General features: G+C 30.6%; 29 protein-coding genes. 19 read left to right on the top strand and 10 right to left on the bottom strand.

Annotated elements, in window-relative coordinates; all coding sequences use genetic code 11:
* The first annotated feature begins 44 nt into the window (after window positions 1–44).
* Together ACTTBK_RS03710 and ACTTBK_RS03715 are read left to right on the top strand one after the other, a co-directional pair.
* On the top strand, window positions 45–1,487 hold the full coding sequence (locus tag ACTTBK_RS03710) for an NAD-dependent succinate-semialdehyde dehydrogenase (protein WP_440618613.1): 1,443 nt from the start codon (window positions 45–47) through the stop codon (window positions 1,485–1,487).
* A gap of 2 nt (window positions 1,488–1,489) precedes the next feature.
* On the top strand, window positions 1,490–2,284 hold the full coding sequence (locus tag ACTTBK_RS03715) for an HpcH/HpaI aldolase family protein (RefSeq protein ID WP_262589470.1): 795 nt from the start codon (window positions 1,490–1,492) through the stop codon (window positions 2,282–2,284).
* Here the strand turns inward: ACTTBK_RS03715 and ACTTBK_RS03720 are convergent.
* The 3 genes from ACTTBK_RS03720 to ACTTBK_RS03730 are packed head-to-tail and all read right to left on the bottom strand — an operon-like array spanning window position 2,281 to window position 4,515.
* On the bottom strand, window positions 2,281–3,096 hold the full coding sequence (locus tag ACTTBK_RS03720; RefSeq protein WP_440618614.1) for a 3-methyl-2-oxobutanoate hydroxymethyltransferase: 816 nt from the start codon (window positions 3,094–3,096) through the stop codon (window positions 2,281–2,283). The two genes, ACTTBK_RS03715 and ACTTBK_RS03720, sit on opposite strands and share 4 nt — an antisense overlap.
* Window positions 3,096–3,509: a MarR family transcriptional regulator gene (locus ACTTBK_RS03725; protein WP_262589473.1), complete on the bottom strand. Its 414-nt coding sequence runs from the start codon at window positions 3,507–3,509 to the stop codon at window positions 3,096–3,098. The genes ACTTBK_RS03720 and ACTTBK_RS03725 overlap by 1 nt, the downstream gene beginning before the upstream one ends.
* A 28-nt stretch (window positions 3,510–3,537) precedes the next feature.
* Window positions 3,538–4,515 (bottom strand): DUF1907 domain-containing protein, encoded by a 978-nt coding sequence (locus ACTTBK_RS03730; RefSeq protein WP_440618615.1) that lies wholly within the window; start codon window positions 4,513–4,515, stop codon window positions 3,538–3,540.
* A gap of 87 nt (window positions 4,516–4,602) precedes the next feature.
* On the opposite strand from ACTTBK_RS03730, the gene ACTTBK_RS03735 reads away from it, so the two are divergent.
* Genes ACTTBK_RS03735 through ACTTBK_RS03755 form a run of 5 tightly spaced genes read left to right on the top strand, consistent with a single transcriptional unit; the run spans window position 4,603 to window position 9,323 of the window.
* On the top strand, window positions 4,603–5,547 hold the full coding sequence (locus tag ACTTBK_RS03735) for a ketopantoate reductase family protein (protein ID WP_262589476.1): 945 nt from the start codon (window positions 4,603–4,605) through the stop codon (window positions 5,545–5,547).
* Window positions 5,547–6,416 carry a 2OG-Fe(II) oxygenase gene (locus ACTTBK_RS03740; RefSeq protein ID WP_440618616.1) on the top strand — a complete coding sequence of 290 codons (870 nt, stop codon included), beginning with the start codon at window positions 5,547–5,549 and terminating at the stop codon, window positions 6,414–6,416. Before ACTTBK_RS03735 ends, ACTTBK_RS03740 begins: the two co-directional genes overlap by 1 nt.
* 31 nt (window positions 6,417–6,447) lie before the next feature.
* Window positions 6,448–7,431: a phytanoyl-CoA dioxygenase family protein gene (locus tag ACTTBK_RS03745; RefSeq protein ID WP_440618617.1), complete on the top strand. Its 984-nt coding sequence runs from the start codon at window positions 6,448–6,450 to the stop codon at window positions 7,429–7,431.
* Window positions 7,432–7,441: 10 nt separating this feature from the next.
* Window positions 7,442–8,362, top strand: a complete 921-nt coding sequence (locus ACTTBK_RS03750; protein WP_440618618.1) for a DMT family transporter — start codon at window positions 7,442–7,444, stop codon at window positions 8,360–8,362.
* Window positions 8,363–8,399: 37 nt separating this feature from the next.
* Window positions 8,400–9,323: an NAD(P)-dependent oxidoreductase gene (locus tag ACTTBK_RS03755; RefSeq protein WP_440618619.1), complete on the top strand. Its 924-nt coding sequence runs from the start codon at window positions 8,400–8,402 to the stop codon at window positions 9,321–9,323.
* Here the strand turns inward: ACTTBK_RS03755 and ACTTBK_RS03760 are convergent.
* Window positions 9,316–10,398, bottom strand: a complete 1,083-nt coding sequence (locus ACTTBK_RS03760; protein WP_440618620.1) for a Gfo/Idh/MocA family protein — start codon at window positions 10,396–10,398, stop codon at window positions 9,316–9,318. The genes ACTTBK_RS03755 and ACTTBK_RS03760 overlap by 8 nt on opposite strands.
* Window positions 10,399–10,429: 31 nt before the next feature.
* Window positions 10,430–11,662, bottom strand: a complete 1,233-nt coding sequence (locus ACTTBK_RS03765) for a cytochrome-c peroxidase (protein ID WP_440618621.1) — start codon at window positions 11,660–11,662, stop codon at window positions 10,430–10,432.
* A 105-nt stretch (window positions 11,663–11,767) separates the two neighbouring features.
* On the opposite strand from ACTTBK_RS03765, the gene ACTTBK_RS03770 reads away from it, so the two are divergent.
* On the top strand, window positions 11,768–12,238 hold the full coding sequence (locus ACTTBK_RS03770; protein WP_440618622.1) for a tetratricopeptide repeat protein: 471 nt from the start codon (window positions 11,768–11,770) through the stop codon (window positions 12,236–12,238).
* Between the two features lie 40 nt (window positions 12,239–12,278).
* Here ACTTBK_RS03770 and ACTTBK_RS03775 read toward each other — a convergent pair whose 3' ends face one another.
* The 3 genes from ACTTBK_RS03775 to ACTTBK_RS03785 all read right to left on the bottom strand — a co-directional run bounded on the left by ACTTBK_RS03775 (window position 12,279) and on the right by ACTTBK_RS03785 (window position 15,303).
* Window positions 12,279–13,334 carry a TRAP transporter substrate-binding protein gene (locus ACTTBK_RS03775; RefSeq protein ID WP_440619477.1) on the bottom strand — a complete coding sequence of 352 codons (1,056 nt, stop codon included), beginning with the start codon at window positions 13,332–13,334 and terminating at the stop codon, window positions 12,279–12,281.
* An 83-nt stretch (window positions 13,335–13,417) separates the two neighbouring features.
* A complete protein-coding gene (locus ACTTBK_RS03780) occupies window positions 13,418–14,707 on the bottom strand; it encodes a TRAP transporter large permease (RefSeq protein ID WP_440618623.1) in 1,290 nt (429 codons plus the stop codon).
* Window positions 14,707–15,303: a TRAP transporter small permease gene (locus ACTTBK_RS03785; protein WP_440618624.1), complete on the bottom strand. Its 597-nt coding sequence runs from the start codon at window positions 15,301–15,303 to the stop codon at window positions 14,707–14,709. The genes ACTTBK_RS03780 and ACTTBK_RS03785 overlap by 1 nt, the downstream gene beginning before the upstream one ends.
* 112 nt (window positions 15,304–15,415) lie before the next feature.
* Here ACTTBK_RS03785 and ACTTBK_RS03790 point away from each other — a divergent pair, with 112 nt between their 5' ends.
* Complete coding sequence (locus tag ACTTBK_RS03790; RefSeq protein WP_440618625.1) at window positions 15,416–16,381, top strand: hydroxyacid dehydrogenase; 966 nt, start codon at window positions 15,416–15,418, stop codon at window positions 16,379–16,381.
* A gap of 42 nt (window positions 16,382–16,423) precedes the next feature.
* Here the strand turns inward: ACTTBK_RS03790 and iolE are convergent, their stop codons facing one another.
* Complete coding sequence (gene iolE, locus ACTTBK_RS03795) at window positions 16,424–17,326, bottom strand: myo-inosose-2 dehydratase (RefSeq protein ID WP_440618626.1); 903 nt, start codon at window positions 17,324–17,326, stop codon at window positions 16,424–16,426.
* Between the two features lie 129 nt (window positions 17,327–17,455).
* Between iolE and iolG the strand changes: the two genes are divergently transcribed.
* The 3 genes from iolG to ACTTBK_RS03810 are packed head-to-tail and all read left to right on the top strand — an operon-like array spanning window position 17,456 to window position 20,294.
* Window positions 17,456–18,460, top strand: coding sequence for an inositol 2-dehydrogenase (gene iolG, locus ACTTBK_RS03800; RefSeq protein ID WP_440618627.1), 1,005 nt, complete (start codon window positions 17,456–17,458; stop codon window positions 18,458–18,460).
* The gene (locus ACTTBK_RS03805) at window positions 18,460–19,314 is read left to right on the top strand and encodes an SDR family oxidoreductase (RefSeq protein ID WP_440618628.1); all 855 of its coding nucleotides are present in this window, start codon (window positions 18,460–18,462) and stop codon (window positions 19,312–19,314) included. The genes iolG and ACTTBK_RS03805 overlap by 1 nt, the downstream gene beginning before the upstream one ends.
* Before the next feature lie 17 nt (window positions 19,315–19,331).
* Window positions 19,332–20,294: an aldo/keto reductase gene (locus tag ACTTBK_RS03810; protein ID WP_440618629.1), complete on the top strand. Its 963-nt coding sequence runs from the start codon at window positions 19,332–19,334 to the stop codon at window positions 20,292–20,294.
* A gap of 35 nt (window positions 20,295–20,329) precedes the next feature.
* On the opposite strand, the gene ACTTBK_RS03815 is transcribed toward ACTTBK_RS03810, so the two are convergent.
* A complete protein-coding gene (locus tag ACTTBK_RS03815; RefSeq protein WP_440618630.1) occupies window positions 20,330–21,169 on the bottom strand; it encodes a phytanoyl-CoA dioxygenase family protein in 840 nt (279 codons plus the stop codon).
* A gap of 33 nt (window positions 21,170–21,202) precedes the next feature.
* On the opposite strand from ACTTBK_RS03815, the gene moaA reads away from it, so the two are divergent.
* From moaA to ACTTBK_RS03850, 7 genes are read left to right on the top strand one after another with little or no spacing between them, the layout of a single operon-like run.
* Window positions 21,203–22,195 carry a GTP 3',8-cyclase MoaA gene (gene moaA / locus ACTTBK_RS03820; protein ID WP_440618631.1) on the top strand — a complete coding sequence of 331 codons (993 nt, stop codon included), beginning with the start codon at window positions 21,203–21,205 and terminating at the stop codon, window positions 22,193–22,195.
* Between the two features lies 1 nt (window position 22,196).
* A complete protein-coding gene (moaC, locus tag ACTTBK_RS03825) occupies window positions 22,197–22,742 on the top strand; it encodes a cyclic pyranopterin monophosphate synthase MoaC (RefSeq protein ID WP_440618632.1) in 546 nt (181 codons plus the stop codon).
* Window positions 22,743–22,747: 5 nt separating this feature from the next.
* Window positions 22,748–23,017 carry a molybdopterin biosynthesis protein MoeD gene (locus ACTTBK_RS03830; protein WP_262589501.1) on the top strand — a complete coding sequence of 90 codons (270 nt, stop codon included), beginning with the start codon at window positions 22,748–22,750 and terminating at the stop codon, window positions 23,015–23,017.
* Window positions 23,017–23,469 carry a molybdopterin synthase catalytic subunit gene (locus ACTTBK_RS03835; protein ID WP_440618633.1) on the top strand — a complete coding sequence of 151 codons (453 nt, stop codon included), beginning with the start codon at window positions 23,017–23,019 and terminating at the stop codon, window positions 23,467–23,469. The genes ACTTBK_RS03830 and ACTTBK_RS03835 overlap by 1 nt, the downstream gene beginning before the upstream one ends.
* Window positions 23,456–24,361, top strand: coding sequence for a protein-methionine-sulfoxide reductase catalytic subunit MsrP (gene msrP, locus ACTTBK_RS03840; RefSeq protein ID WP_440618634.1), 906 nt, complete (start codon window positions 23,456–23,458; stop codon window positions 24,359–24,361). The genes ACTTBK_RS03835 and msrP overlap by 14 nt, the downstream gene beginning before the upstream one ends.
* The gene (locus ACTTBK_RS03845) at window positions 24,361–24,945 is read left to right on the top strand and encodes a sulfite oxidase heme-binding subunit YedZ (RefSeq protein ID WP_440618635.1); all 585 of its coding nucleotides are present in this window, start codon (window positions 24,361–24,363) and stop codon (window positions 24,943–24,945) included. The genes msrP and ACTTBK_RS03845 overlap by 1 nt, the downstream gene beginning before the upstream one ends.
* The gene (locus tag ACTTBK_RS03850) at window positions 24,938–25,183 is read left to right on the top strand and encodes a DUF1244 domain-containing protein (protein WP_440618636.1); all 246 of its coding nucleotides are present in this window, start codon (window positions 24,938–24,940) and stop codon (window positions 25,181–25,183) included. Before ACTTBK_RS03845 ends, ACTTBK_RS03850 begins: the two co-directional genes overlap by 8 nt.

The following is a 25,183-nucleotide window of genomic DNA, read 5'->3' on the forward strand; positions in this document are numbered from 1 at the left end:
AATTAAAAAACCCAACTTAGTAAACCTTAAAAAAAATAAAAATTATGTATAGCAAATTTGGACAATTCATTGATGGAAAATGGCAAGAAGCAGAAAAAAAAGAGACATATGATGTAATCAACCCTGCAACTGAGGAAGTGATTGGAAAAGCATCAAAAGCATCTTCAGCAGATGTACAAAAAGCTTTAAAGTCAGCTGAGAAAGGTCTTAAAGTTTGGAGTAACACTACTCCATGGCAAAGATCATATGTAATTAGAAAAATTGCAGATCTAATGAGAGAAAAAAAAGATGTTCTTGCTAAATGGTTAACACTTGAAGTTGGTAAACCTCTTGCTGAAGGAGTTGGAGAAGTTGGTGGAGGAGCGGATATATTTGAGTGGAATGCAGAAGAAACAAAAAGAATTTACGGTCAAACAGTTCAAAGTAGATTTCCTGATACAAGAGTTCATGTTTATTATCAGCCAGTAGGAGTTGTGGCTGCTTTAATACCGTGGAACTTTCCAATCATTTTAGCTGCTAGAAAGATTTCAACAGCACTAGCTGCAGGTTGCTCTGTAATTTGTAAACCAGATGTAATTACACCAGGTGCAGTTATGGAATTAGTTAATATTTGTAAAGAAGCGGGAGTTCCTGATGGAGTGGTTAATTTATTATCTGGCGATCCTGCAGAAATTTCAAATGAACTATTAGAGTCTGATATTGTTAAAAAAGTATCAATCACAGGCTCAACAAGAGTTGGTAAATTAATATTAAAGAAAGCTGCAGATAAAGTTCAAAGAGTAACAATGGAACTTAGTGGTCATTCACCGTTCATAGTTTGTGATGATGTTGATATGAATAAAGTTGCAGACATTGCTATAACTGCAAAATTCAGAAACAATGGACAAGTTTGTATCTCTCCAAACAGATTTTATATCCAAGAAAATAAAAAAGATGAATTTCTTGGAGCTTTTATGGATAGAGCTAAGAAATTAAAAATTGGAAATGGTATGGATGAAGGAACTATCTTAGGTCCTTTAACAACTGCAAAAAGATTAGAGGAAATTGAAAAACTAGTTGAGACAACAAAAAATGAGGGAGCCGATGTTTTAATGGGAGGAAAAAGACCTTCTGATTTTAACAAAGGTTATTTTTATGAGCCAACTGTTTTTGATAATGTAAAAGACGATTTTACGATTATGAGGGAAGAACCATTTGGTCCTCTTGTACCCGTTCTTACGTTTAAAACGTTTGATGAAGTGATCGAAAGAGCAAACAATAATGACCTTGGTTTATGTAGTTATTTATACACAAATTCTATGGATCAAGCGAACAGAGGTTCTGAAATGTTAGAGACTGGTTGCGTTGCTGTTAATACTGGTGCAGTTGCTGTAGCAGAAGCTCCTTTTGGTGGTATTAAACAAACTGGTTATGGACGTGAAGGAGGATCAATGGCTATCAAAGATTATCTAAACGTTAAATACACTCACATGGCATTAAAGGTATAATAATGAGAAAAAATAAAATTAAACAAATGATGAAAGACGGTAAACCCGTCATTAATGGTTGGTGCGCAATTCCAAGTACTGCATCTGCAGAAGCAATGGCACATCAAGGTTGGGATTCATTAACTATAGATATGCAGCATGGTTTAGTTGATTACAGTAATGCACTTCCAATGCTTCAAACAATTTCGACAACGGATGTCACTCCACTTGCTAGAGTTAATTGGAATGAACCAGGTCAAATAATGAAAATTTTAGATGCTGGTTGTTATGGAATTGTTTGTCCAATGGTAAGCAATAGAAAAGAAGCTGAAAATTTTGTTCAAGCATGTATGTACCCACCTGATGGTTATAGAAGTTTTGGTCCTGTTAGAGGATTAATTTATGGTGGTGCAGATTATGCAGATCACGCTAATGAAGAAATTCTTAAATTAGCAATGATAGAAACAAAAGAATCATTAGAAAATTTAGATGAGATAATGTCTACACCAGGTGTTGATGGTATTTATATTGGACCAGCAGACTTAAGTTTAGCAATTGGTGAAAAACCTGGGTTTGATCGAGCTGAAACTACAAAAGCTTATTCTGAAATTTTGAGAATTCTAGAACATGCAAAGAAAAATAATATTTTTGCAGGAATTCATAATGGCACAACAGAATACGCAACGAAGATGATTGAAAAAGGTTTCGATTTTGTAACAATAGCATCTGATTTAAGAGCTTTAAGTGCTGGTGCTAAAGCAACTGTTGACAAGATGAAAGGTTCTTTATCTAAAAAAGACGACGACGCTACTTATTAATCAAGTTGATTTAAAAATTCTTCAAACTGATTTTTATCTAAATTAGAAGATTGTTTTTTACCTGGAAACTTTCCAGCCATAGAATCTTTTTTAAATGCTTTAAGTGCTTTAACTCTTTCAATTTTAATTTCATTTCTAAGTTTTAATAAGTTTCCATAAGCTTTAGAATGTCTTGGAGGATTTTCGGTATCACCACAAATATCTTCCATAAATAAATACATCACATCTGCATTTCTTCCTGATCCCAAAGAGACAGTAACAATGTCTGTTCGTTTAGAAATTTCTCCCATCACATTTTCAGGTATTACTTCACACTCAGCAGAAAAAGCTCCTGCATCTTCTAATCTTTTAAATTTTTGAAATAATTCATAAGCTTCGTTTGCTGTTTTACCAACTGCTCGAAGTCCACCTATCCAAGTTGATTTTCTTGGAACTAATCCTAAGTGACCCATAACAGGCACATCTTCCTTTGCTAACATTTCTACTATGTCCATACTTCGTGGTGTCATCACGGCATCTGCACCATTTTCTAAAGCTTTAAAAGCTCCACGCATAATGTCATCTGCTGTAACAAATTCGTTCAGAACTAAAGCTGCAGTTAAAAAAAGATTTTTAGACCCTTCCCTAACTGGAATAACATTTTTAGCGTTAGCAATAATCATGTCAAAGCCAGCTTTTTCTGCAGCAGCAGCCTCATCAACAGTATTCGCGGTAACTTGAGTAAATTTTCTTTTTCCTTTTGCCGCTTTTAAATCACCTACTGTAATTGATCTTATGGCTGGTTTTGCAGCCCATGTATATACATTCTTCATTAAATACCTTTATAAAGAACGTCTCTTCGATCAATAAATTCCTCAAAAGTCTTAATGGTAACAACTGATGGTAAAATAAAAATTGATCTTTTGTCCTTTTCGTTTCTAATAATTCTAAAATAACCTTTTTTGATTGCTGTATCGATATAAACGTTAGAAGTTAGATAAGATTTCTCTATAACTCTCAATAATTCATTTTTTGTAATAGATTTATTTTTATAATAAGCAAGCATTACCATGTGCAGCATAATCCAATGTTGAGGTGTCAGAGAAAACCAATTTAATAAATCATTTGCTAACCTCCCCTCAAAATCTCCAAGTGAAATTTCAGCTAATGTAATTCTTTTTTGAGTTGATTTTGAAATTTTTTTCTGTTCTTCAAAATTTTTTGGATACTTAAACTGTCTTTTCATTTAAATAAACTTAAACTTATTAAGTTTTCTATTCAATACTATTTTTGCTTAGTAGTTCTTTATAAATATTATTCACTCTATGCACTTCTGAGGCTGTATTAAAATATCCTTCATATTCTATTTCATCTGGTGTTACATCAAAATGGTAATGACCAGCATCTTTATCGTCTTCATAAGAATGAAAATGAGTATGTTCACCAGACTCCCTTAAATTCAATTCTCCTCCAGTAGGATCTCCAGTCCAAAGAACTGTATAACACTGTAATTTTGGACCAACAGGTTCATAAAATTGAAGAAAATCTTTTACACACTTCATTTGTTTTGGATCATAGTATTCATGTTTGATATCTTTATAATCTGGTTGAACATGCGATCTTACTTTTCCTTCTAAAATTCTAAACACACCCGCGATAGCAATGTGTTCATTTTCATTGAAGTTTAAATTATTAGATAAAGAAGACCTCATTGCTTGCGGAAGTGAACCTTGATTACCTGATCTTCCTTTGATTTTTATTTTAATTACTTTTCCTTGTTTACCATCTGTATAATAAATATTTCCAAGTCCACCGTGTTTTCGTGCGCTATATTTTTCAACAATACATTTTTTATCAGGACTTACTCTTGCAATTATAGATCTAGATTCGTCAGTAATTAAATTTTCATTAATTACTAATTCTCCGCAGTGACCATCTAAACACGACATTGCACCAGATCCAGCACCTAATGCATAAGATTTTTCTGATCCAATCATTTTAGAAATTTCTTGGTAATCAAATTCAGCACCGATAAAATTAGGATCATGCATGTATGGTTCACCACCAACATCAATGATTTTTTGGTTACCGCTTATTCCTTCAGATGGACAATCCCATTCACGAAGATTGGGACAATCTACAACTTCTACTTCAACATTTTTATAATTTTCTGAAAGTCCTTTTTTTAATGCATTCGCTATATCTTCAAGTGAATGATTTGTGAAAGTTCCTTTTTCTATTTTTAATTGCATGATGTTAATAAGCTATAATTTATTTTGCATATTGTCTATAGATAATATATATAATTTCTATACATAAATAATTTTAAAAAGGTAACGATGATAAATAAAGATTTAAAAGTAGCCGTACTAGGCGCAGGTGCAATGGGATGTCTGTTTGGAGGATTGCTAGCTGAAAAAGGTTTAAATGTAACTTTAATTGACGTTTGGAAAGAGCATGTTGATGCAATTAATAAAGATGGTTTGAAAATGGATGGTCACGGTGGTGATCGTATAATTAAAGTTAATGCTACTTCAGATCCATCATCGTTAGATAAGATGGACGCAGTGATTGTTATGTGTAAAGCAACTGCATTAGAACCAGCGTTAAATAGCATTAAAAATATTATTGGTGAAAAAACAGTTTTCATGTCTTTTCAAAATGGAATTGGTCATGAAGCAATAATTCAAAGTATTGTTGGAAATGAAAAAGTAATCGGTGGAACAACAACACAAGCTTCTAATATTTTAGGACCAGGTCATATAATGAACCATGGCGCATTGCCTTCATGGATTGGTGAATATGAAGGAGGAATAACGGAAAGAATTACAGAAATAGCTGATACTTTTACTGCACATAATTTAGAAATGATTGCAGCTGAAGATGTTAAAAAAAGAAAATGGATGAAGCTTTTTGCTCTAACAGCGATTGGTCCTCTTTCAGCTATATTTGACCTACATCACACCGATCTTTACGTAAATAATAAGGCTAATGATGTTTCAAGAGGGCTTGGTAAAGAAATCATTTTAGAGACAAGAGAAGTAGCACTTGCTGATGGAGTTAATGTTTCTGAAGATGAGTGTCTATTTATGTTCAATAAAATTGTAGATTCTATGCAAACTAACAAATCTTCAATGGCTTTTGATGTTCAATACAAAAGAAAAACAGAAATTGATTTTATAAGTGGTGCTGTTTCTAAAATTGGAAAAAAACATGGAGTAAAAACACCTTTAAATGACCTGATGTATAAAATGATCAAGGTTAAAGAAGGTATGTATAGTTAATGCTTAAAATTAATCGATTAAAAAAAATTAAAAGTAATTTTCCTGTACTAGTTGGAGATAAAGTCGTTGAGAAAAATACTTGCAATTTATTAATTGATGAAATTAGTAAATCTAAAGCTTTTGATGACATGATAATGGGTGGTCGAAGCAGAATTAATAAAGGCTCAAAAAATTTTAATAACTATATTAAATCTTCAAATAATTCTGCAAAACTCTTCAAACTTTTTAATAGCAAGGCATTTTATAAAAAAATTGAAACTCTTTTTTCTAAAAATTTTAAAGATGGATCTTGGACAAACACTCACAAACCAAAAATATTTAATCAAAAAAAATTTACTATTAAAAAGAAATTAAATTCAAGTGAATTAAAAAAATTATTAGGAAACAATTACACTAACCCAAAAGTTAATTTAGATATTGATTTTTCGGTTTCTAAAGGAGGATACAGACTGCGTCCTCATAGAGATGATATTACGAGATTGTATAATTTCTTAATTTATCTAACAGATATTCCAAAGAAAAATGGAGGATCACTTACAATTTATAGAAAAAAATCAAAGAAAAATTTAAGAAAAAGTTTCAGGCGATTTCCAAAAATGAGTGAATTAGAAATAGTAAAAGCATTTACTCCAAAGAAAGGAACTGTGGTATTTTTTCAATCTACACCAAATTCTTATCATGGAGTTAAACGTTTTTTAGAAAAAAACTGTCCAAAAAGATTTTTTATTTATGGAAGTTACGCACTCAATAAGCCAGTTATTTGGAATTATAAAGGAACAGCTTACTATCCACACGTCATCAGTACGAAGAAAAAAATGTTAACTTCTTTTCATGATGCAAATTATTTAACAACTGCTCCTAAGAATTGATATTGTTAAAAATTTCTACTAGGTTCTATTAATGCCAAATAATCTACAAAAGAAATTATTTGAACAAGGATATTTAAAAGTAAAAAATGTTCTTAACTATCAAAGAGATTTAAAGCCAATCCTTAATGACATGGAATTTGTAATGGATTGTTTGATCCAAAAATTTGCAAAAAAAAAGGATGTAAAAAAAGTTCTTAATTTAGATTTTAAAAAAAAATATTCTTATATATCGAAATTAAAAATTGATGATTTAGATCAATATTTTAATACTAGATTGCCAAGAGATCACGTTAAGAAAGATAGTGATTACTTTGCTACTCAATCTTTATGGAATTTAATTACTAATAAAAATATTTTAGATGTTGTTGAAAAAATTTTGGGAAAAGAAATCATGTCTAATCCAGTACAAAATACTAGAATTAAACAACCTGAAAAAAAATTACCAAAAGGTTCAATTTTAGATGGTTTAAGTGGAAGAACACCTTGGCATCAGGATGCTGCAGTTCTCAGTCCTAAAGGGCAAAAATTGACTGACATGGTTACTGTATGGATACCTTTTACAAAAACTACAAAAAAAAATGGGTGCATGATTACTGTTAAGAAAATTAATAAAATGGGATTATTAAATCATATTGCTGGTTATAGAGGCCAAGTAGAAATTAAAGACAGTAAATTACTGGATAAAATGCAGCATATTCACTTAGAGGCAGACGTTGGAGATGTAATTCTTTTGCATAAACATTCAATTCACTGCTCCTTACCTAATAGATCAAATGATTTTAGAATAAGTGCAGACCTTAGATACAATGTAGCTGGTCAACCTTCTGGGAGAGATCCACTTCCAAATTTCTATGTAAGAAGCAAAAATAAAAAAAATCTTAAAATTCAGAATTTTAAACAATGGTTAGCTCTTTGGGAAAAAGCAAAAGAAAAATGTATTCCACGCAAATATGCCTTTAAATATCCTTTGCCAACGTTTAAGAATAGTAAAAAAGATCTTTCAAAATTATTATAAAAATTAACAAATGAATTCAGTAACTACCCGTGTCTACTCGGTAGACTTTTTTTTAGCAATTCTTGGTTATTCCTTATTTGTTATCATGGACTCTATAGCAAAAGAATTGACAAATTATTATCATGTAACACAAATAATATTTATTAATTCTTTATCGGCATTACTGCCAATTTTACTTTACACGCAAGTTAGAAATTCTTGGAAAAAAATTAAGACTAAAAACTTTTTTGTACATTTGGTTAGAGCAATAACTTTAATAATTTCAATGGGATTATTTTTTCTTTGTATAAATAAACTTCCACTGACAACCATGTATAGCATAATCTTCTTTACACCCTTTGTATTAACAATTGGTTCTGTAATTTTTCTAAAAGAAAAAGTAAGTTGGAGAAGATATACGGCAATATTAGTAGGTTTTATTGGAACAATAATTGCAATCGATCCTTTTGGAAAAGAAATTAATAACTATGTATTATTGGCATTATTAATACCAATTTTTGGGTCTGTGGGTCATTTGTTGGTTAAAAAATATGGTCAATCAGAGAGTGTGTATTCATTTTTAATAATTGGAAAGTTAATCTTAATTGTTATTTCAGGTGTGATTACATTTGAGCTTTATATACCAATGACTAAAACAGATTTTTTCTTAAATTTTAACGCAGGTTTATTAAGAGGAATGGGAATGATTTTTATTATAAATTCTGCTCGACATCTTCCTGCTTCAATATTTGCGAACACACAATATGTTCAATTATTAATTGGTGCATTGATCGGTTTTTATATTTTTAATGAAATCCCTACTTGGAATATTTATTTAGGAAATGTTTTTATAATTGGTGCTGGAATTTATATCGTTTTAAGAGAGATAAAACTTTCTAGAAATATTGTTTCAAATTCAATAAGGCCAACAACTATTTCAATTAAAAAGTAAGTTATTCAATTTAAGTTAAAAATATATATAAGTAAGTATGGCTAAAATATTAATAACAGAGTTTATTAATCAAGACAGTTTGAACGATCTAAACAGGAGTTTTGAAATCAAATTTGATGAAAAGCTTTGGGAAAAAAAAGATGAGCTTAAAGAAATTATTAAAGATTATGATGGTTTAATTGTCAGAAATAAAACTCAAGTAAATAAAGATATTTTATCTAACGCTAATAATTTAAAATTTATAGGAAGATTGGGTGTTGGTTTAGACAACATTGATACTGAATTTTGTAAAACCAAAAATATTCATGTACAACCTGCAACCGGCATGAATGCAGACTCTGTAGCTGAGTATGTTATTTCATCTTCTATGTCTTTAATAAAAAAAATTCCTATGTTTCATCATGGAACGACCAAAGGTGATTGGCCTAGAACAACTATTAAATCTGCTGAAATAAATGGAAAGTGTATTGGAATAGTAGGTTTTGGTACTATCGGCAGAAAAGTTGCTGACTATAGTTTGAAAAATGGACTAAATGTTTTGGCTTATGATCCTTATATTAAAAAATTAGAAGATAATGAAAAAAATTATAAATTATCTACATTAGAAGATGTATTTAAAAATGCAGATATTATTTCTTTACATTTACCGTTAACAGAAGAGACTAAAAATTTAATCAACAAGACTTCATTTTCTAAAATGCAAAAACAGCCAATTATAATCAATACTTCTAGAGGTAGTGTTGTAAATGAGAATGATCTTATAAATGCTTATGATCAAAATCTAATTTCAGGATTTGCATTAGATGTATTTGAAAATGAACCTATTAAAAAAGATTTATACGAAAGGATAACATCTGAAATTAATTGTATTTTAACTCCTCATATTTCAGGTGTCACTACAGAGTCAAATATTAGAGTTGGTAATTTTATAGTTAAAAAGGCGATTGATTTTTTTAAGTAATTATCTCGTTTAACTTAACTACTCTTCCAAGTTTAATTGATGTCTCGGCAGCTTCTCCAACAGCAACTGCGATTAATCCATCATTCAAAGATACCTCTGGCTTTAATTTATTTTTTACTGCATTTATAAATGCTAAATGTTCATAATAAGTTGAACCATGATGATGTCCTGCTTCAAGTATTTTAGGATCCACACTAATACTTTCTTGTTTAGTTTTTCCATCTCTCGTACCAATTCTTACATCAGAAGTAGTTTTCCCAGACTCGTTTGAAGGAACTGAAGTTTCAATTTTACCAATATTTCCTGTTGCGGTTAACTCTTCTTGCATTTCAGAATTTTCAGCAAACATACAAAGCTCAAGCATACTTCTTGAGCCGTTCTCAAAATTAACAATTACGTAAGCATTATCAATAATATCTGGTTTTTTCCCATCATATTCCTCATCTAAATGATTTACATCTTGTCCCCCACTCGCATAAACACTTACGGGCTCACTCTTAACAATAAAACGCATCAGATCAAAAAAATGACAACACTTTTCAACTAAAGTTCCTCCAGTATTTTTTTCAAATCTGTTCCAGTCATTTACTTTTTTTAGGAAAGGAAATCTGTGCTCTCTTATTGTTAATGTTTTTAGATCACCAATTGTTTTGTTGTGAATTTCTTTAATAAATTTTGAAACAGGAGGCATGTACCTATATTCCATAGCAGTCCAAAGTACTGATGGGTAATCTTTAGTAAGTTTTTCTATTTCTAAACAATCTTTTGTCTTAGTACACAAAGGTTTTTCAACCAATATGTGTTTCTTAGTTTGAATTACATCTTTTAAAATTTGAATATGAGTAAAATTAGGAGATGAGATTATATATACATCGACTAAATTTTCTTTAATCAAATCTTGATGATTTTTAAAGCAAACAACTTCTGATTTAAGTAATTCTTGACACTGTTTCAAAGACTCTTCGTGAGGATCTGAAAGAGCAACTACCTCGGCTTCATCTATTAGAGATAAATTTAGAATATGTTCTCGAGCCATTGTGCCAGCTCCAATTATTCCATATTTAATTTTTTTCATATTTATTATCTATCAGTTTAATTAAATAAATTTAATCAATTGTTAATCCACTTGGTACTTTTTCTGGTTTACCGAGCGGTCTTTGATTTCCACTTTTTCCAGTTAGAGATTGTAAAAAAGAGACTAATTGATCAATCTCTTTTTCACTTAAATCTATTGGCTTGATATCTATACTTGAAATAATTCTATCCTGTTCTCTTTTGTCAGAAAAAGTCACAAAATCTATTTGTTCTAACCATGGAGCCTTTGGTAAATTTGCATATTGAGGTTTCCAATTTTTATTCATAGTTACTGGATTTAAATGATGTTTAATTATACCCTTAAGTGTTGGATAAGCACCATTATGACCATAAGGTGCCGTTAAAGAAACATTTCTTAGAGCGGGTGTTTTAAATTTATACATGTCATCCACATCATCTGTTTCAACCATTCTTCCAACATCACGTGCATAAGGATCAAATGGTCTGGTTCTGCCTGGTCCAAATTGTGGAATACCTATTGAGTGAAATTTTTGATCAGACAATAAAGACCCTGAATGACATGAGCTACAATTAGCTTTGCCATAAAATAAATTCATACCTGCAATCTGATTTTGATTTAAAGCTAATTTATTTCCGTTTAAATATTCATCAAATGGAGAGTCAAAAGATGTCCATTCATGAATTTCAAAAGCTGAAATTGAGTTTACTATATGTGTAATATTTATGTCTAAAGCATTATCCACATCATCAAAAGCATGTTTAAACATCTCAACATATTCAGGAACTCCTCTTATTCTATGAGTAATCACAGGCCAAACTCTATCAATTCTCATGCTGTCTTTACCAACTTTTGAAACCAGTCCTATAATTTCATTTTCACCTGGATTGCCAGCCATTTCGAATTGTCTTGTCATTGGAAATAAAGCTTGTACCGCTACTATATTATCAAGACCTTTTGGAAGCAGTTCTTGTGCTGGGGTATTAAAACCATTTCCAAATATATCAGATTTAGTCACTCTTCCATCATGAAGTAATGTGGTAATATCTTTAAATCCTAAATTCCATAATGCTAAAGCGTTTCTTGGAATACGTTTTTTAATTTTATCATCCCCTGATCCAGCTGTTCTTTCTAATCCAATACCATGTCCTCCTTCACCAATACCTAATGAAAGTCCATCAGACCCTCCTAGATCATGGCTATGACAAGTTGCACAAGCAATATTACGATTGGCAGATAAAATTTTATCATGAAATAAAAGTCTTCCTATTTTAACCTTTTCCATATCAACTTTATGAAAATCATTACTTGTTAAAGGTTTTGGTAATTCAATTGAATATGTTTTGTTTGCTGAAATTAAAAATGGAATTATAAATATTAATATTTTTAAATGTTGAGATACTTTTTTATAATTTTTTTTATTCCATCTATAGTTTTTGCAGAAATTGAAAATGCTAGAGACTTGATGGAAGCTGGAAAATTTCAAGAAGCTATGGAAGAACTGATGCCAGCAGCTCGATCTGGAAATGCTGATGCTGAAGAGCTTATTGGAATAATGTATGCAATGGGTCTTGGAGTTGAGCAAGACGATGTTAGAGCTTTTGAATGGTATCTTAGATCTTCGATGAAAGGTCATCCCGGTGCTCAATCGGGTGTTGGGTGGTATTATGAAATCGGTAGAGGACTTCCTGCTCCCGATCTTGTTCGAGCTTACATGTGGTATGGCCTGTCTGCTATTGGAGGTGATCCTGATGCTGCTATTTCTCAAGAAGAAGTTATTAAAAAAATGACTCCTGAGCAAATTGAAAAAGCGCATATACTTATTAAAGATTACAAAGCTTGGATTTATCCGTTTAGGTAATGAGGCGAATAATTAAATCCGCCCCATCATTAAATTAAGATTATAAGTCTTTGTCGTATGCACTTGATGCTTTTTTCTCAGCATCTGCAACTGCACTTGTTAAAGCGTCAAAGATTTGTCCTCCACCTTTAACATTTGACTTAAACCAATCATAAACTGGACTAGCAGCTTTTTTGAAGCTAGCTTTTTGTGCTGGAGTTGGAACGTATAAATCTCCACCGCCTGCTACAAAGTCTTCATATGCTTTGATTGATTTTCTTTTTGGAGATGCAAATGTTGCTTGTTGCAATGCATAAAATCCATCCGTAATAACTTTCTTAAGTTCTTTTGGCATAGATTGATATTTTGCATTGTTCATCCACCAAAGTGCTCCCATGTATGCATGACCGTCTAAGGTAACATATTTTAGACCTGCATCTGGAAACTTCATGTTCATAATGTCAGTTATTCCATTTTTAGAACCTTCAACTACACCTGTTTGAAAAGATGTAAATAATTCTGGCCATGGAATAGGAGTTGGTGATGCACCTAAAGCTCTTACAAGCTCTTGAGGTAAGTCAGCTACAACAGTTCTGATTTTTAGACCTTTCATGTCTGATGGTTCTGCAACTCTTCTTTTAGTGTTAGCAAAATTTCTCCAACCACCAGTGTTTCCGATAGTCATTAATCTTATTGTATCGCCTGAATCTTTAAGAGCCATTTGTCTCATAGTTCTTACAAAATCACCTTGCATAACATCTTCAGCAATTCTGTCGTCTGCCATTAGATATGGTAAATCTAAAACTTGAACATATGGGAATACACCAGCTGCTCCTCCAGAAGTAGAAATGTAAACGTCGATGCTTCCATCAGAAACACCTTGTAAACATTCTGCTCCTTTAGAACATAACTGAGTACCTACAAAAAGTTCTACAGATATTTTTCCATTTGATGCTGCTTCTACATAGTTTTTAAATACTACTGCGCCATCATAGTCTTCATCTTGATCATTGGAGTTCATTGTCATCCTTAAATTGTAATCAGTAGCTGAAACAGAAGCTGTAAAACTAATTAAGAATAGTAATGAAAAAAATGATTTAATTAATTTACTCATTATTTTTTCCCTCTCTTTAAATATATATTTAAGTATAGAAACTATACCTAAATTGAACCTCTGTGTCTATTATCTAAAAATTAAAATTATTTTGCAAAACCTGTAAGTAAAGGAATAGTCATTGAGATTGATGGGAAGTACGTAATTAAAAATATTACAATTGCTTCTACTGCTAAAAATGGCAATATTGCTTTTGATATAGTTTCAACTCTTTCACCAGAAACTGAGGATGCAACAAATAAAACTAAACCCATTGGTGGTGTTGCTAAACCAACAGTTAAATTAACAGACATAATAATTGCAAAATGAACTGGATGTACACCCAATTCTACAAACACTGGTCCAAGTATTGGTCCTAAAATAATTATTGCAGGACCAGCATCTAAAAACATTCCAACAATAAATAGTAAAATATTAATCAGAAATAATAAAATATAAGGATTGTCAGTTAATCCTAAAACAAATTCAGCAAGATATTCTGGTGCATGAGATAAGCTAACAACTGTTTTAAAAGCCATTGCAGCACCAACCAAAAGTAATACTACAGATGAAACCATTGCAGCTTTTGTCATAACCTTTGGTACGTCTTTCCACTCTAAAGATTTTAAAACAAACAAACCAATAAACATTGCATAAGCAGCAGCAACTGCAGATGCTTCAGTTGGAGTAAAAATTCCTCCAAGTATACCTCCTAGAATTATAACAGGAGTCATTAATGGGAAAAAAGCTTTCAAAGAAGCTTTTCCTCTTTGTCTCCATGTAGTTTTTTTTGTTACAGCAGGAAAATTATATCTTTTAGCCATAAACTTGATTGTAACCATCAAACTAACACCAACTAAAATTCCAGGAATAATACCTGCTAAGAATAAGGCAGCTACGCTCTCTCCCATAACGTATGCATAAATAATCATTATTCCTGAAGGTGGAATGATTGGACCAATTACTGAACTCGCTGCGGTAATTGCTGCTGAAAATTTTTTAGTATACCCTTGCTTCTCCATTGCAGGAATTAACATTGAACCAATTGCAGAAGTATCTGCAACTGCAGATCCAGATAGGCCAGCAAAAAGCATTGAAGTTAAGACGTTAACATGTGCCAAACCACCTTTTAAATGCCCCATCATCGCCTGGCTAAATTCTACTAATCTTTGAGTAATTCCTCCCCTATTCATTAGCTCGCCAGCTAACATAAAAAAAGGAATTGCCATTAAAGGAAAGCTATCAATACCATTGTAAATATTTCTATAAAGCATTGCTCCATCTCTAGATTGATCATTCAGCCAAAGTAAAATTCCAGGAGCAGCCAACAATCCAAAAAATACTGGTAATCCAATTAACAAAAATAATAAAAATAAAGGGAGAAACCAAATTAACATTATTGAGTCTCCAATTTTTGTTTATCTAAATCTTCAGGTAATTCTAATTTTGTAAAATTACTTAAAAAATTTCTTAAAATTAACTCTATGTTAACTGAAATCAAAAAAACAATTCCAACAGGTAATGACATATACATCCAGGCTAATTTTATTGGCTCTGCTTTACCACCAATTAGATTAAATGGAATTTTGATTGAAGCTGAATTAAATATCCATCCAGCATTAATGTGTTTTAAACCTAATTCAAGTCCAATGATCAAAACAAATAAAGATATGATCAATAAAAATAAGGTTAAAAAAGTTGATATAATTTTAGGTAAAAATCTTTCCAGCATATCAATTGAGACAAAACCACCCCATCTATAAGCTGAAGGAGCAATTAACCCTGTCATCCATAGCATTAAAAATCTCGCTACTTCATCTGGCCAAGGTAATGCGTTGTTGAGAACATATCTAAAGAAAACCTGGATCATAATTACGACAACCATTAAAAAAATTGCGATCCATGCAAATTGTCGTCCAATTCTTAGAAAAAAAGTATTTACCTTTTCAAGAAAGTTAAAAATACATAGTAGAGTTTTTATAGTTAAATTCACAACTAAATTTATTTTAATAAGAAAATAATTACAACTTTTTAAAAAACTATTTTACATTGTTAGATATTTTTCGTATTAGAAAAGCCTTCAACAAAAAAGCTTAAATAAAATTATGAGTAATAAAAAAAAGATTCTAGTTATCCAAAAAGTTCATGATAAAGGCATGGAATTAATCAATAACCATCCTAATTTTGATGTAGAGGTAACTGACGATGTTTCAGTAGAAAACTTAAAGGCTAAAATAAAAGATTGTGATGGTGCTTCAATTAGAATAGCAAAACTACCAGGTGAGGTAATTAACGAAGCCAAAAATCTTAAAGTAATATCTAGACATGGAGTTGGCTACGATAATATTGATTTAAAAACAGCTAAAGAAAGAGATATCAAAATTGCTATTACGGCCAATGCAAATGCAGTTACAGTTGCAGAGCATGTTATGTTTGTCTTGCTAAATATTGCAAAAAGAAGAGAGCTTTATCATACAACGGTTAAAGAAGGTAATTTTAAAGATAGAAATAAATTACCTAAAACTATTGAAGTATGGAAAAAAAATTTCCTAATAATGGGATTTGGTAGAATAGGTAAAGCACTTATTAAAAGATGTTTGGGATTTGAAATGAATGTTTTTGTCTACGATCCATTTGTAGATAAAGACACAATAGAGAAGCTTGGTGGAAAAAAAGTTGATAATCTTGAAGAGGCAGTAAAAACAATGGATGTAATATCTTTACATATGCCTTTAACAGAAAAAACAGAAAATCTTATTAATTATGATTTACTTAAAACGATGAAGAAAAACTGCATCATCATTAATGCCGCTAGAGGTGGAATTATTCATGAGGAAGATCTTGATAAGGCTTTAAATGAAGATTTAATATTTGGAGCAGGAATTGATGTATTTAAACAAGAGCCACCAGAAAATGATAATCCTCTTTTAAAGAATGAAAAAGTTTATTTAAGTCCACATACAGCAGCATTTACTGATGAATGTATGACAAGAATGGGTGTAGAAACAATTCAAAATATAATTGATTATTTCGATGAAACATTGGAAAAATCAAAAATTGTAAGACTGTAGTAAGAAATTAATCTTAAAGTTTAATTTTATTTTTATTGAAAGTTAACTTTTATAAATCTCAATACCACTAAGATTTAAAGTTTCAGTTAAATACTTGTAACCTATTTTTGCATATTCAAATGGATTTGCTTTTGCAGGATCTTGTTCTGCCTCTACTACTAACCATCCAGAATAATTTTTTTCTTTCAAAACATCAAATAAAGGCTTGTAATCAATACATCCATCACCTGGAACTGTAAATGCACCTTCTAAAAATGCTCCTCTAAAACTTAAGTCTTCTTTTAAGGATTTTTCTAAAACATTTTTTCTAATGTCCTTACAATGCATATGAATTAATCTTTCGCTAAAGTCGTTTAATATTTTTAACGAGTCACCCTGAGCAAACAACATATGGCCAGTATCTAATGTAAGTTTTACACTATCATGAGTGTTTTCAAGTAATCTTACTGTATCTTCTTCTGTCTCTATTACGGTTCCCATATGATGATGATAAGCAAGTGGCATACCTTCATCTTGAAGATATTTTCCCATTTCTGAAATTTTTTCATAATATTTTTTAGACTCTTCCAGATCCATTTGGGGTCTTGTAGATAATTTTCGATTTGGATCTCCTTGAATTGAGCCAGAAACTTCAGCAAAAACCATACATGGTGAATTACAATCTTTAAAAAGCTTTAACTGATCTTGAATTAGATTTTTTTCTTCATCGACACTATTTGTTCTTAAATTAGCTCCATACCAACCTGAGCAAAGATTTAATTTAAATTCAGTAAGTTTTGGAATTAATTCTTCTGATTTTTTTGGAAATTTACCACCAGACTCAATTCCAATAAATCCTGCCTGACTAGCTTCAGACAAACATTGTTCTAAAGAAGTATCACCACCCAATTCTGGCATATCATCATTACTCCATGCAATTGGTGCTATTCCTAATTTTACTGACATACAAAATTTATTTAAAAGTTAGATGGTTTTTTAAATGATGATTTTATGTGCATCAAGAAAATTATATTTTTAATTCATCATTAAAAAATAGTTTCTTGATTTTGTTTTTTAATTCTGTTCTATATCCTTATGATTAACTTTTCTTTAATGGGTGCAGGACGGATTGGAAAAATGCATGCTAAATTTATAGCTGCACATCCAAATGCAAAATTAAAATACATATATGACGTTAACTCTCAATTTGCTGAAGAAGTAGCTAAATCAACAGGTTGTTCAGTTGCATCCTCTCCAGAAGAAGCAATTAATTCAGATGATATAGATGCAGTTCTTATAGCATCTGCTACTCCAACCCATACTCTATTTATTACAATGGCAGCAAAAGCAGGAAAGGCGATTTTTTGTGAAAAGCCAATTGATTTAGATATAAATAAAGTAAATGAATGTATCGAAAATATTAAAGGAACAAATGTTCCTATTCAAATAGGCTTTAATAGAAGATTTGATGCTAGTCATGCAAAAGCACAGCAAGCAAGAGTAAAAAAAGAAATTGGCGAATTAGAAATGGTTATTATTACAAGTAGAGACCCTGAGCCTCCAGGTATTGACTATTTAAAAGCTGCAGGAGGATTTTTTAGAGATTGTACTATCCATGATTTTGATTTATCCAGATTCATTTTGGGAGATGATGATCCTGTAGTTCAAATATCTGCATTTGGAGGCGCTCTGTTCGATAAAAATTCACAACAAGTAAAAGATCAAGATACTGCAATGTTTATTTTAAAATCAAAAAAAGGAGTTTTGATTCATATTAATAACTCCCGAAGAGCAGTTTATGGATATGACCAAAGAGTTGAAGTTTTTGGAAGCAAAGGAATGGTTATTTCAAATAATCAAACTCCATCTTCTTTAGAAAGGTACACAAGTACATCTACAAATGAAAAAGAACCAATACATTTCTTTTTTATTGAAAGATATGAGCAAGCTTACAGAGATCAGTTTAATGAGTTTGTTAAATGTGTCGAAAATAAAACTAAACCTTTGGTAGGTTTTGAAGACGGTAGAAATGCATTGATAATAGCTAATGCAGCATATGAATCGTTTGAAAGTGGTAAGGTAATAGATATAAAATTCTAATGTCTAATAAATATATATCCGAACAATCTAACCAATTTAAAAATAAAATAATAATTGTAACAGGAAGCACCCAGGGAAGTGGAGCTGAGACTGCAAAATTGCTAGCAAGCAGAGGCGCTAAAGGAATAACTATCTGTGGAAGAAATAATGAGAAAGGAAATAAAGTAAAATCTGAAATAGAAAGTATAGGCGCGGAATGCTTATACGTTCAAGCAGATTTAGAAAAACTTGAAGATTGTAAAAAAATAGTTTCTGAGACTGATAAAAAATTTAATACTGTAGATAGTTTTATCAATGTTGCTGCTTTTACAGAAAGAGGAACGATCTTAAGCACAACAGAAGAAAATTATGACAAAAATTTTAATGTAAATGTGAAAGCTCCACTTTTTATGATGCAAGACGTTATAAAAATAATGATTAGGGATAAAAAAAAAGGAACTATTGCTCATATTTTATCAATGGCTGGGTATAGTGGCATGCCTTTCTTAACTGCTTACAGTTCTTCTAAAGCGGCACTAGCAGTAATGATTAAAAATGTTGCAAATTCAGTTTCTGGTCATCAAATAAGAGTAAATGGTGTAAATTTAGGATGGACAGATACACCCGCAGAAACAGTAATTCAGAAAAAATTTCATAACGCAGATGATGATTGGCTTAAAAAAGCTGAGGCAAAAGTTCCTTTCAAAAGATTAAACAAACCTTTGGATGTTGCTAAGATCTTAGCTTTCTTGTGCTCAGATGAATCGGGGATTATGACTGGAAGCATTGTTGATTTTGATCAAACGGTTGCGGGATGGCACTCCTATTCAGCATATGATACAAAGATTTTAGATGATAGCATTTTAGGAGAATAAGATTAATAAATTAATTTATGAAAAAAAATAAAATCAAAGATACAGGTGTAGAAGTAACAGAGTTAAGTTTTGGAACATCTTCTTTAGGAAGCATGCCTGATACTTATGGCTATGAAGTACCAGAACAAAGGGCTCAAGAAATGTTAAAAAGATTTTTTCAAGGTCCAGTAAATGTACTTGATACCTCAAGAAACTATGCAATGGGAGAAAGTGAAAAAAGAATTGGTACAGCAATAAAAGAAAATGGTGGTTGGCCAGATAATTTTGTCCTATCAACAAAGATAGATAGAAATATGGATACTCTAATTCTTGATAAAAAAAGAACAAGAGAATCTATTGAAGAAAGTTTAAAAACTTTAAATGTAGACTCTGTTGATATTTTATTTCTTCATGATCCAGAGTACGTAAAAAATATAAATGACATCACTAAAAAAGATGGAGCAATGGATGAGTTGTTTAAAATTAAAGAAGAAGGTTTAGCGAAAGCAGTGGGTCTAGCTATGGGAAAAATAGATATAATGTTTCCTATGTTAAAAAAATGGGACTTTGATGTTATGATAAATCATAACAGATACACTTTGTTAAACAGGGAAGCAGACGAGATGTACAGTTATGCTCATAGCAAAAATATATCTATTTTCAACGCTGCCCCTTACGCAGGTGGTGTTTTGGCAAAAGGTCCAAGTAATTTTAAAAAAATAACTTATCAAGACGCTACTGAAGAAAAACTTGCACCAGCAAGAGAAATAGAAAAAGTTTGTAAAAAATATAATGTTGAAATGGGTGCAGCAGCTTTACAGTTTTCTATGAAAGATAAAAGAATTACATCTACTATTTGTGGAGTTACTAGTGTTAACAGTATTGAAAAAACTCTAGCTTGGGCTGAAACAGAAATACCAGAAGAATTTTGGAATGAAGTTTTGAAATTGCCTTACTCAACAAAAGATCCAGAGTCTGAGAGAATATTCACACCAGGTTAAATTTTAAAAAGTTAAAATATCAGTAAACTTTATACTTAATTAGAAGTAAGTTCATAAAGAGTAGGAAACATTTTACCACTTAAATCATCACCATTTTTATATCCATTAGCTTCCATAATTGATCTTTCTTCTCTAGCCCAATCACCTCTATAAATTATTTTTGAATTTTCTTTCGCCATTCTAAGTGTAAATCTATTTACATCTGATTTTGGAGTAGTTTCGTGTAAAGCTCCATGCAAAGTCCTAATATCAAAATATACACAATCTCCTACTTCTAAATCCCATTCTAAAAATTCATAATTTTCTTTATTAGAAATTATATCTGGGGTTAATTCATACTTAACACCATTAACAACTCCTTCTGCTCCATCAACTTTATGACCGTCTTTAAAACGAGTTCTTAGGAATAATTTATCCCACAAATGAGAGCCTTTTATCCAAGCTATAGAATCTTCTTTTCTTACTGGTTCAAGAGGTATCCACAAAACACACATTGAACCTTCAAAATCAAAATAAGAAATATCATGATGAAATGGTGGTTTAGATGTAGAGCCAGCTTCTCTAAAAAACCAATTATCCATTACTAAATTAATCTGCTTAGCATCTAGTAATTCAGAGGCAATTTTAGCTGTAGGTGAATTAAAAACAAAATTCTCAAATTCTTTATGTAAGTTCCATGTCCAAAAATCCTCTAAATAACAAGGTAAATTTGGATCTGTGGTATGATTAGTAAACCTGGGGCTTGGATTATTTTTTGCTTTATTTATTCCAGATCTTAAAAGCTCAATCCATTTGATATCAAATTTATTTCTTAAAAATACCGCTCCATCTCTTTTAAATAGTTTGATCTCATTATCATTTAAAATTTGACTCATAGATTATTTAAGAAATAATACTCAATATATCATATGAATATTCTCAAAGATAGTTTTGGGCGGAGGTTTTCATACATAAGATTGTCAATATCTGATGTGTGTAATTTTAAATGTGGCTACTGTTTACCTGATGGTTATAAGATAGATAAAAGTGATAACAGAACTTTTATCACTAAAGAAGAAATTGGAAGACTTGCAAAAGCTTTATCAGAATTAGGTGTATCTAAAATAAGATTAACTGGAGGAGAGCCTACAGTTAGAAAAGATTTTTTGGATATAATTAAAATAATTAAAAAAAATTCAGGTATTAAAAAAACTGTAATTACTACTAATGGATATCACTTAGATAGAATTGCAGATGATTTAAATAAGAGTGGTCTTGATGGTATAAATATAAGTATTGATAGTCTTGATCCAAAGACTTTTAGAAAAATTACTGGACATGATAGATTAAATGAAATTTTAGAAGGAATTAAAAAATTACAAAAACTAAATTTTAAAAATATTAAAGTTAATGCAGTCCTTCTTAGAGGCGTTAATGATAAAGAAGAAGATTTTAAAAGTTGGGCTAATTTTATAAAAAATAATCAAATTGATTTTAGATATATAGAATTAATGCAAACTGGAGATAATTTAGATTATTTTAATCAGTATCATGTGTCTGCAAATAAATTTACAAATTATTTAAATAATAATAATTGGGTAATTCAAACATTTGGTAAAGATGCTGGTCCTTCCAAGAATTATATAAATCCTGAATACAAAGGAAAATTTGGTGTTATTGCACCCTACTCAAAAGATTTTTGCAAGAGTTGTAACAGACTAAGAATAACTGCCAAAGGTGATTTAAGATTGTGTTTATTTGGAAATACTGGAATAAATATTAGACACTTGATGCAAAGAGATGACCAAACTGAAGAACTGAAAGATTTAATTTTGAAACAATTAAATTATAAAAAAGAATCTCACTATCTTGAAATAGGAGAAACAGGATTAACAAAAAATCTATCAACAACAGGTGGATAAAATGAAAAATTTAAAGATTGTAACTAATAACGATTTAAAAAACTGGGCAAAGGAAATTTTTGAAAAAAATTCATTTAAAATGATTGATGTTTCTGAAAAAAAAGAAACATTCCGTAGAGCTTTGGCATCAGGAAAAATTTATGTTGGCAAAGAGGTATTTGAACTTATTAAAAATAAAAAGATGCCTAAGGGTGATCCAATTACTTTAGCAGAAGTTTCTGCAGTATTAGGTGTTAAAAAAACAAGTGAATTAATACCTTTGTGTCATCCTCTTCCAATAGATCATACGGCTACTAAAATCATAATGAATGAAGAAGATAGTTCACTAGAAGTATACTGTGCGGTTTGCGCTTATGCCAAAACAGGTGTGGAGATGGAAGCAATAATGGGTGTAAATGCAGCTCTGATTACAATTTACGATTTAAGCAAAATTGTAAATCCTCATCTAAAAATAGATAATGTAAAATTATTAATTAAAGAAGGCGGAAAAACTGGATTATGGAAAAATCCAGATGGACTTCCGAATTTTTTAAAAGATTTTTTCTAAAATTTATGAAAGTTAAAATTGAGTTGTTTGGAGCCGCAAGAGATTTTAATGACCAAAATTTATTAGAACTAGATCTAGGTCAAAAAACAACAATCAAGGATATAAGGAATAAAATAATTCAATATGTAGATCAGAAATTTAATGGAAATGAAAATTATATAAAAATCATTAACTCTTCAGCTTTTTGTTCGGAAAAAAATAATATTGTTAGCGACAATTATAAAATCACAAATAATGAAAAAATTGGTATCATACCTCCAATTGGAGGAGGTTAATGCTTCATACTGACATTGTAGATAGTAAAGTTAAAAAATTATCATTAATTGATGCTGAAAAATTTATAGCATCTAATGATTTTGGAGCTTCATTAATTTTTAGTGGCACAGTTCGTAATCAAAATAATAATAAAAGTGTTTTAGGTATTACATATGATAGCCATGATGCTTTGGTAATAAAAAGTTTTGAAGAAATTTATAGTGAGGCAGAAGAAAAACTAAACATAAAGAATAAGAGTGTTTTTATTGAACATGCCAAAGGTTACTTAAACTTAGGCGAAATTAGTATTATTATAGCAGTTGCGTGCAAGCATAGAGATGAGGCTTATGTACTATCAAGATATATAATTGAAGAAATTAAAAAAAGGTCTCCTATATGGAAAAAAGAACATTACACAAATAATCAAAGTGATTGGTTAAAAGGAAATCCTATTATTCATGAAAAAAATTAAATACTCAGAAATAACACCAGAGAAAATTTATAAAAATAGAAGATCTTTTGTTAAATCTCTTGGGTATGGTGCAAGTTCTTTAGCATTAGCCACAATTCCTTTTGCAAGTCAATCTCAAGCTGATGATAGGAATGAACTTACAAGTTTCAAAGACATAACAACTTATAATAATTATTATGAGTTCGGTACTTCAAAGAGTGATCCCTATGTTAATTCACAAAATTTTAAAACATCACCATGGACACTAAGTATTGAAGGAGAAGTTGAAAAACCTATCAAAATTTCTATGGAAGAAATAACCGAAACATTTGTCTCTGAAGAAAGAATATACAGATTAAGATGTGTAGAAGGATGGTCAATGGTAATTCCATGGATGGGTTTTTCGTTAAGTAAATTATTGTCAAAAGTAAACCCAACTAGCAAAGCAAAGTATGTTGAATTTGAAAGTGTTTATGATCCTGAACAAATGAAAGGTCAAAGATATCCGGTTTTGAATTGGCCTTATAAAGAAGGATTAAGAATTGATGAAGCAATGCACCCTTTAACTACAGTTGTAACAGGTTTGTACGGTAAAAAGCTTCCAAATCAAAATGGAGCGCCTCTGAGAATATTTATCCCTTGGAAGTATGGTTTCAAAAGTGCAAAAGCAATTGTTAAGATAAAATTTGTAGAAAAAATGCCGACTTCATCATGGATGTGGGCATCTCCACGAGAATATGGATTTTACTCTAATGTTAATCCTAATGTAGATCATCCTAGATGGTCTCAAGCAACAGAAAGAATAATTGGTAAAGATATTTGGGTGCCAAGAGTAAAAACGCTCATGTTTAATGGTTATGGAGATGAAGTTGCAAATTTATATACAGGGATGGATCTAAAAAAATATTTTTAATGAGAAAATATTTTAAACCAGGTGTATTTATTTTAAGTACAATTCCTTTTTTATTAATTTTTTATAAAATATACTTCAATAAACTTGGGCCAGAACCTGTAAAAGAAATTACTCATTTTACTGGAGAGTGGACTTTAATATTTATCTGTCTCACATTAAGCATGACGCCACTTAAAAGGCTAACTAATTTAAATATTTGGATAAGTTTTAGAAGAATGTTGGGATTGTTTGTTTTTTTTTATGCATCTCTTCATCTCCTTACTTACGTAGGTTTAGATTATAGATTTAATTTACAGCCGATAATTGATGATGTTCTGAAAAAAAAATACATTTTTATAGGATTTGCAGCATGGGTATTACTACTTCCATTGGCAATTACATCTTCTCAAATGATGATGAAGTTGCTTAAAAATAATTGGAAAAAATTACACAGATTAATTTACGTAATAGCGATATTTGGAGCTCTTCATTATATATGGTTATCTAAAACAATTTTTTTTAGACCACTAATATATTTGGTAATAATACTTGTTTTACTTGCTGTAAGAATTAGAATTAAAAATAGGAACGTAAATTATGGATGATAATTTAAAAAAAGAAATTCAATCAGCTACACTTGAAAGATTAATGAAACATTTAGATGAAAGAAAAGACGTTCAAAACATTGATTTAATGAATTTAGCTGGATTTTGCAGAAACTGTTTGTCTAGATGGTACAGAGAAGAAGCTGAAAAAAAAGGAGTAGAAATATCAGATCTTGATGCAAGGCAATATATTTATGGAATGCCCTACTCTGAATGGAAAGAAAAATACCAAAAATAA

Origin of the sequence: Candidatus Pelagibacter sp. HIMB1493 (genome assembly GCF_052047995.1) — a bacterium.
GTDB lineage: Bacteria > Pseudomonadota > Alphaproteobacteria > Pelagibacterales > Pelagibacteraceae > Pelagibacter.

Excerpts from the sequence above, each read along its gene's own strand:
- ACTTBK_RS03755 (WP_440618619.1), top strand. The coding sequence starts at position 8,400 with ATGGCTAAAATATTAATAACAGAGTTTATTAATCAAGACAGTTTGAAC.
- ACTTBK_RS03815 (WP_440618630.1), bottom strand. The coding sequence starts at position 21,169 with ATGAGTCAAATTTTAAATGATAATGAGATCAAACTATTTAAAAGAGAT.
- ACTTBK_RS03710 (WP_440618613.1), top strand. The coding sequence starts at position 45 with ATGTATAGCAAATTTGGACAATTCATTGATGGAAAATGGCAAGAAGCA.
- ACTTBK_RS03765 (WP_440618621.1), bottom strand. The coding sequence starts at position 11,662 with ATGGAAAAGGTTAAAATAGGAAGACTTTTATTTCATGATAAAATTTTA.
- ACTTBK_RS03770 (WP_440618622.1), top strand. The coding sequence starts at position 11,768 with ATGTTGAGATACTTTTTTATAATTTTTTTTATTCCATCTATAGTTTTT.
- iolE (WP_440618626.1), bottom strand. The coding sequence starts at position 17,326 with ATGTCAGTAAAATTAGGAATAGCACCAATTGCATGGAGTAATGATGAT.
- ACTTBK_RS03845 (WP_440618635.1), top strand. The coding sequence starts at position 24,361 with ATGAGAAAATATTTTAAACCAGGTGTATTTATTTTAAGTACAATTCCT.
- ACTTBK_RS03850 (WP_440618636.1), top strand. The coding sequence starts at position 24,938 with ATGGATGATAATTTAAAAAAAGAAATTCAATCAGCTACACTTGAAAGA.
- iolG (WP_440618627.1), top strand. The coding sequence starts at position 17,456 with ATGATTAACTTTTCTTTAATGGGTGCAGGACGGATTGGAAAAATGCAT.
- ACTTBK_RS03790 (WP_440618625.1), top strand. The coding sequence starts at position 15,416 with ATGAGTAATAAAAAAAAGATTCTAGTTATCCAAAAAGTTCATGATAAA.
- ACTTBK_RS03715 (WP_262589470.1), top strand. The coding sequence starts at position 1,490 with ATGAGAAAAAATAAAATTAAACAAATGATGAAAGACGGTAAACCCGTC.
- moaA (WP_440618631.1), top strand. The coding sequence starts at position 21,203 with ATGAATATTCTCAAAGATAGTTTTGGGCGGAGGTTTTCATACATAAGA.
- ACTTBK_RS03745 (WP_440618617.1), top strand. The coding sequence starts at position 6,448 with ATGCCAAATAATCTACAAAAGAAATTATTTGAACAAGGATATTTAAAA.
- ACTTBK_RS03720 (WP_440618614.1), bottom strand. The coding sequence starts at position 3,096 with ATGAAGAATGTATATACATGGGCTGCAAAACCAGCCATAAGATCAATT.
- ACTTBK_RS03730 (WP_440618615.1), bottom strand. The coding sequence starts at position 4,515 with ATGCAATTAAAAATAGAAAAAGGAACTTTCACAAATCATTCACTTGAA.
- msrP (WP_440618634.1), top strand. The coding sequence starts at position 23,456 with ATGAAAAAAATTAAATACTCAGAAATAACACCAGAGAAAATTTATAAA.
- ACTTBK_RS03805 (WP_440618628.1), top strand. The coding sequence starts at position 18,460 with ATGTCTAATAAATATATATCCGAACAATCTAACCAATTTAAAAATAAA.
- moaC (WP_440618632.1), top strand. The coding sequence starts at position 22,197 with ATGAAAAATTTAAAGATTGTAACTAATAACGATTTAAAAAACTGGGCA.
- ACTTBK_RS03725 (WP_262589473.1), bottom strand. The coding sequence starts at position 3,509 with ATGAAAAGACAGTTTAAGTATCCAAAAAATTTTGAAGAACAGAAAAAA.
- ACTTBK_RS03735 (WP_262589476.1), top strand. The coding sequence starts at position 4,603 with ATGATAAATAAAGATTTAAAAGTAGCCGTACTAGGCGCAGGTGCAATG.
- ACTTBK_RS03810 (WP_440618629.1), top strand. The coding sequence starts at position 19,332 with ATGAAAAAAAATAAAATCAAAGATACAGGTGTAGAAGTAACAGAGTTA.
- ACTTBK_RS03830 (WP_262589501.1), top strand. The coding sequence starts at position 22,748 with ATGAAAGTTAAAATTGAGTTGTTTGGAGCCGCAAGAGATTTTAATGAC.
- ACTTBK_RS03760 (WP_440618620.1), bottom strand. The coding sequence starts at position 10,398 with ATGAAAAAAATTAAATATGGAATAATTGGAGCTGGCACAATGGCTCGA.
- ACTTBK_RS03780 (WP_440618623.1), bottom strand. The coding sequence starts at position 14,707 with ATGTTAATTTGGTTTCTCCCTTTATTTTTATTATTTTTGTTAATTGGA.
- ACTTBK_RS03835 (WP_440618633.1), top strand. The coding sequence starts at position 23,017 with ATGCTTCATACTGACATTGTAGATAGTAAAGTTAAAAAATTATCATTA.
- ACTTBK_RS03750 (WP_440618618.1), top strand. The coding sequence starts at position 7,442 with ATGAATTCAGTAACTACCCGTGTCTACTCGGTAGACTTTTTTTTAGCA.
- ACTTBK_RS03740 (WP_440618616.1), top strand. The coding sequence starts at position 5,547 with ATGCTTAAAATTAATCGATTAAAAAAAATTAAAAGTAATTTTCCTGTA.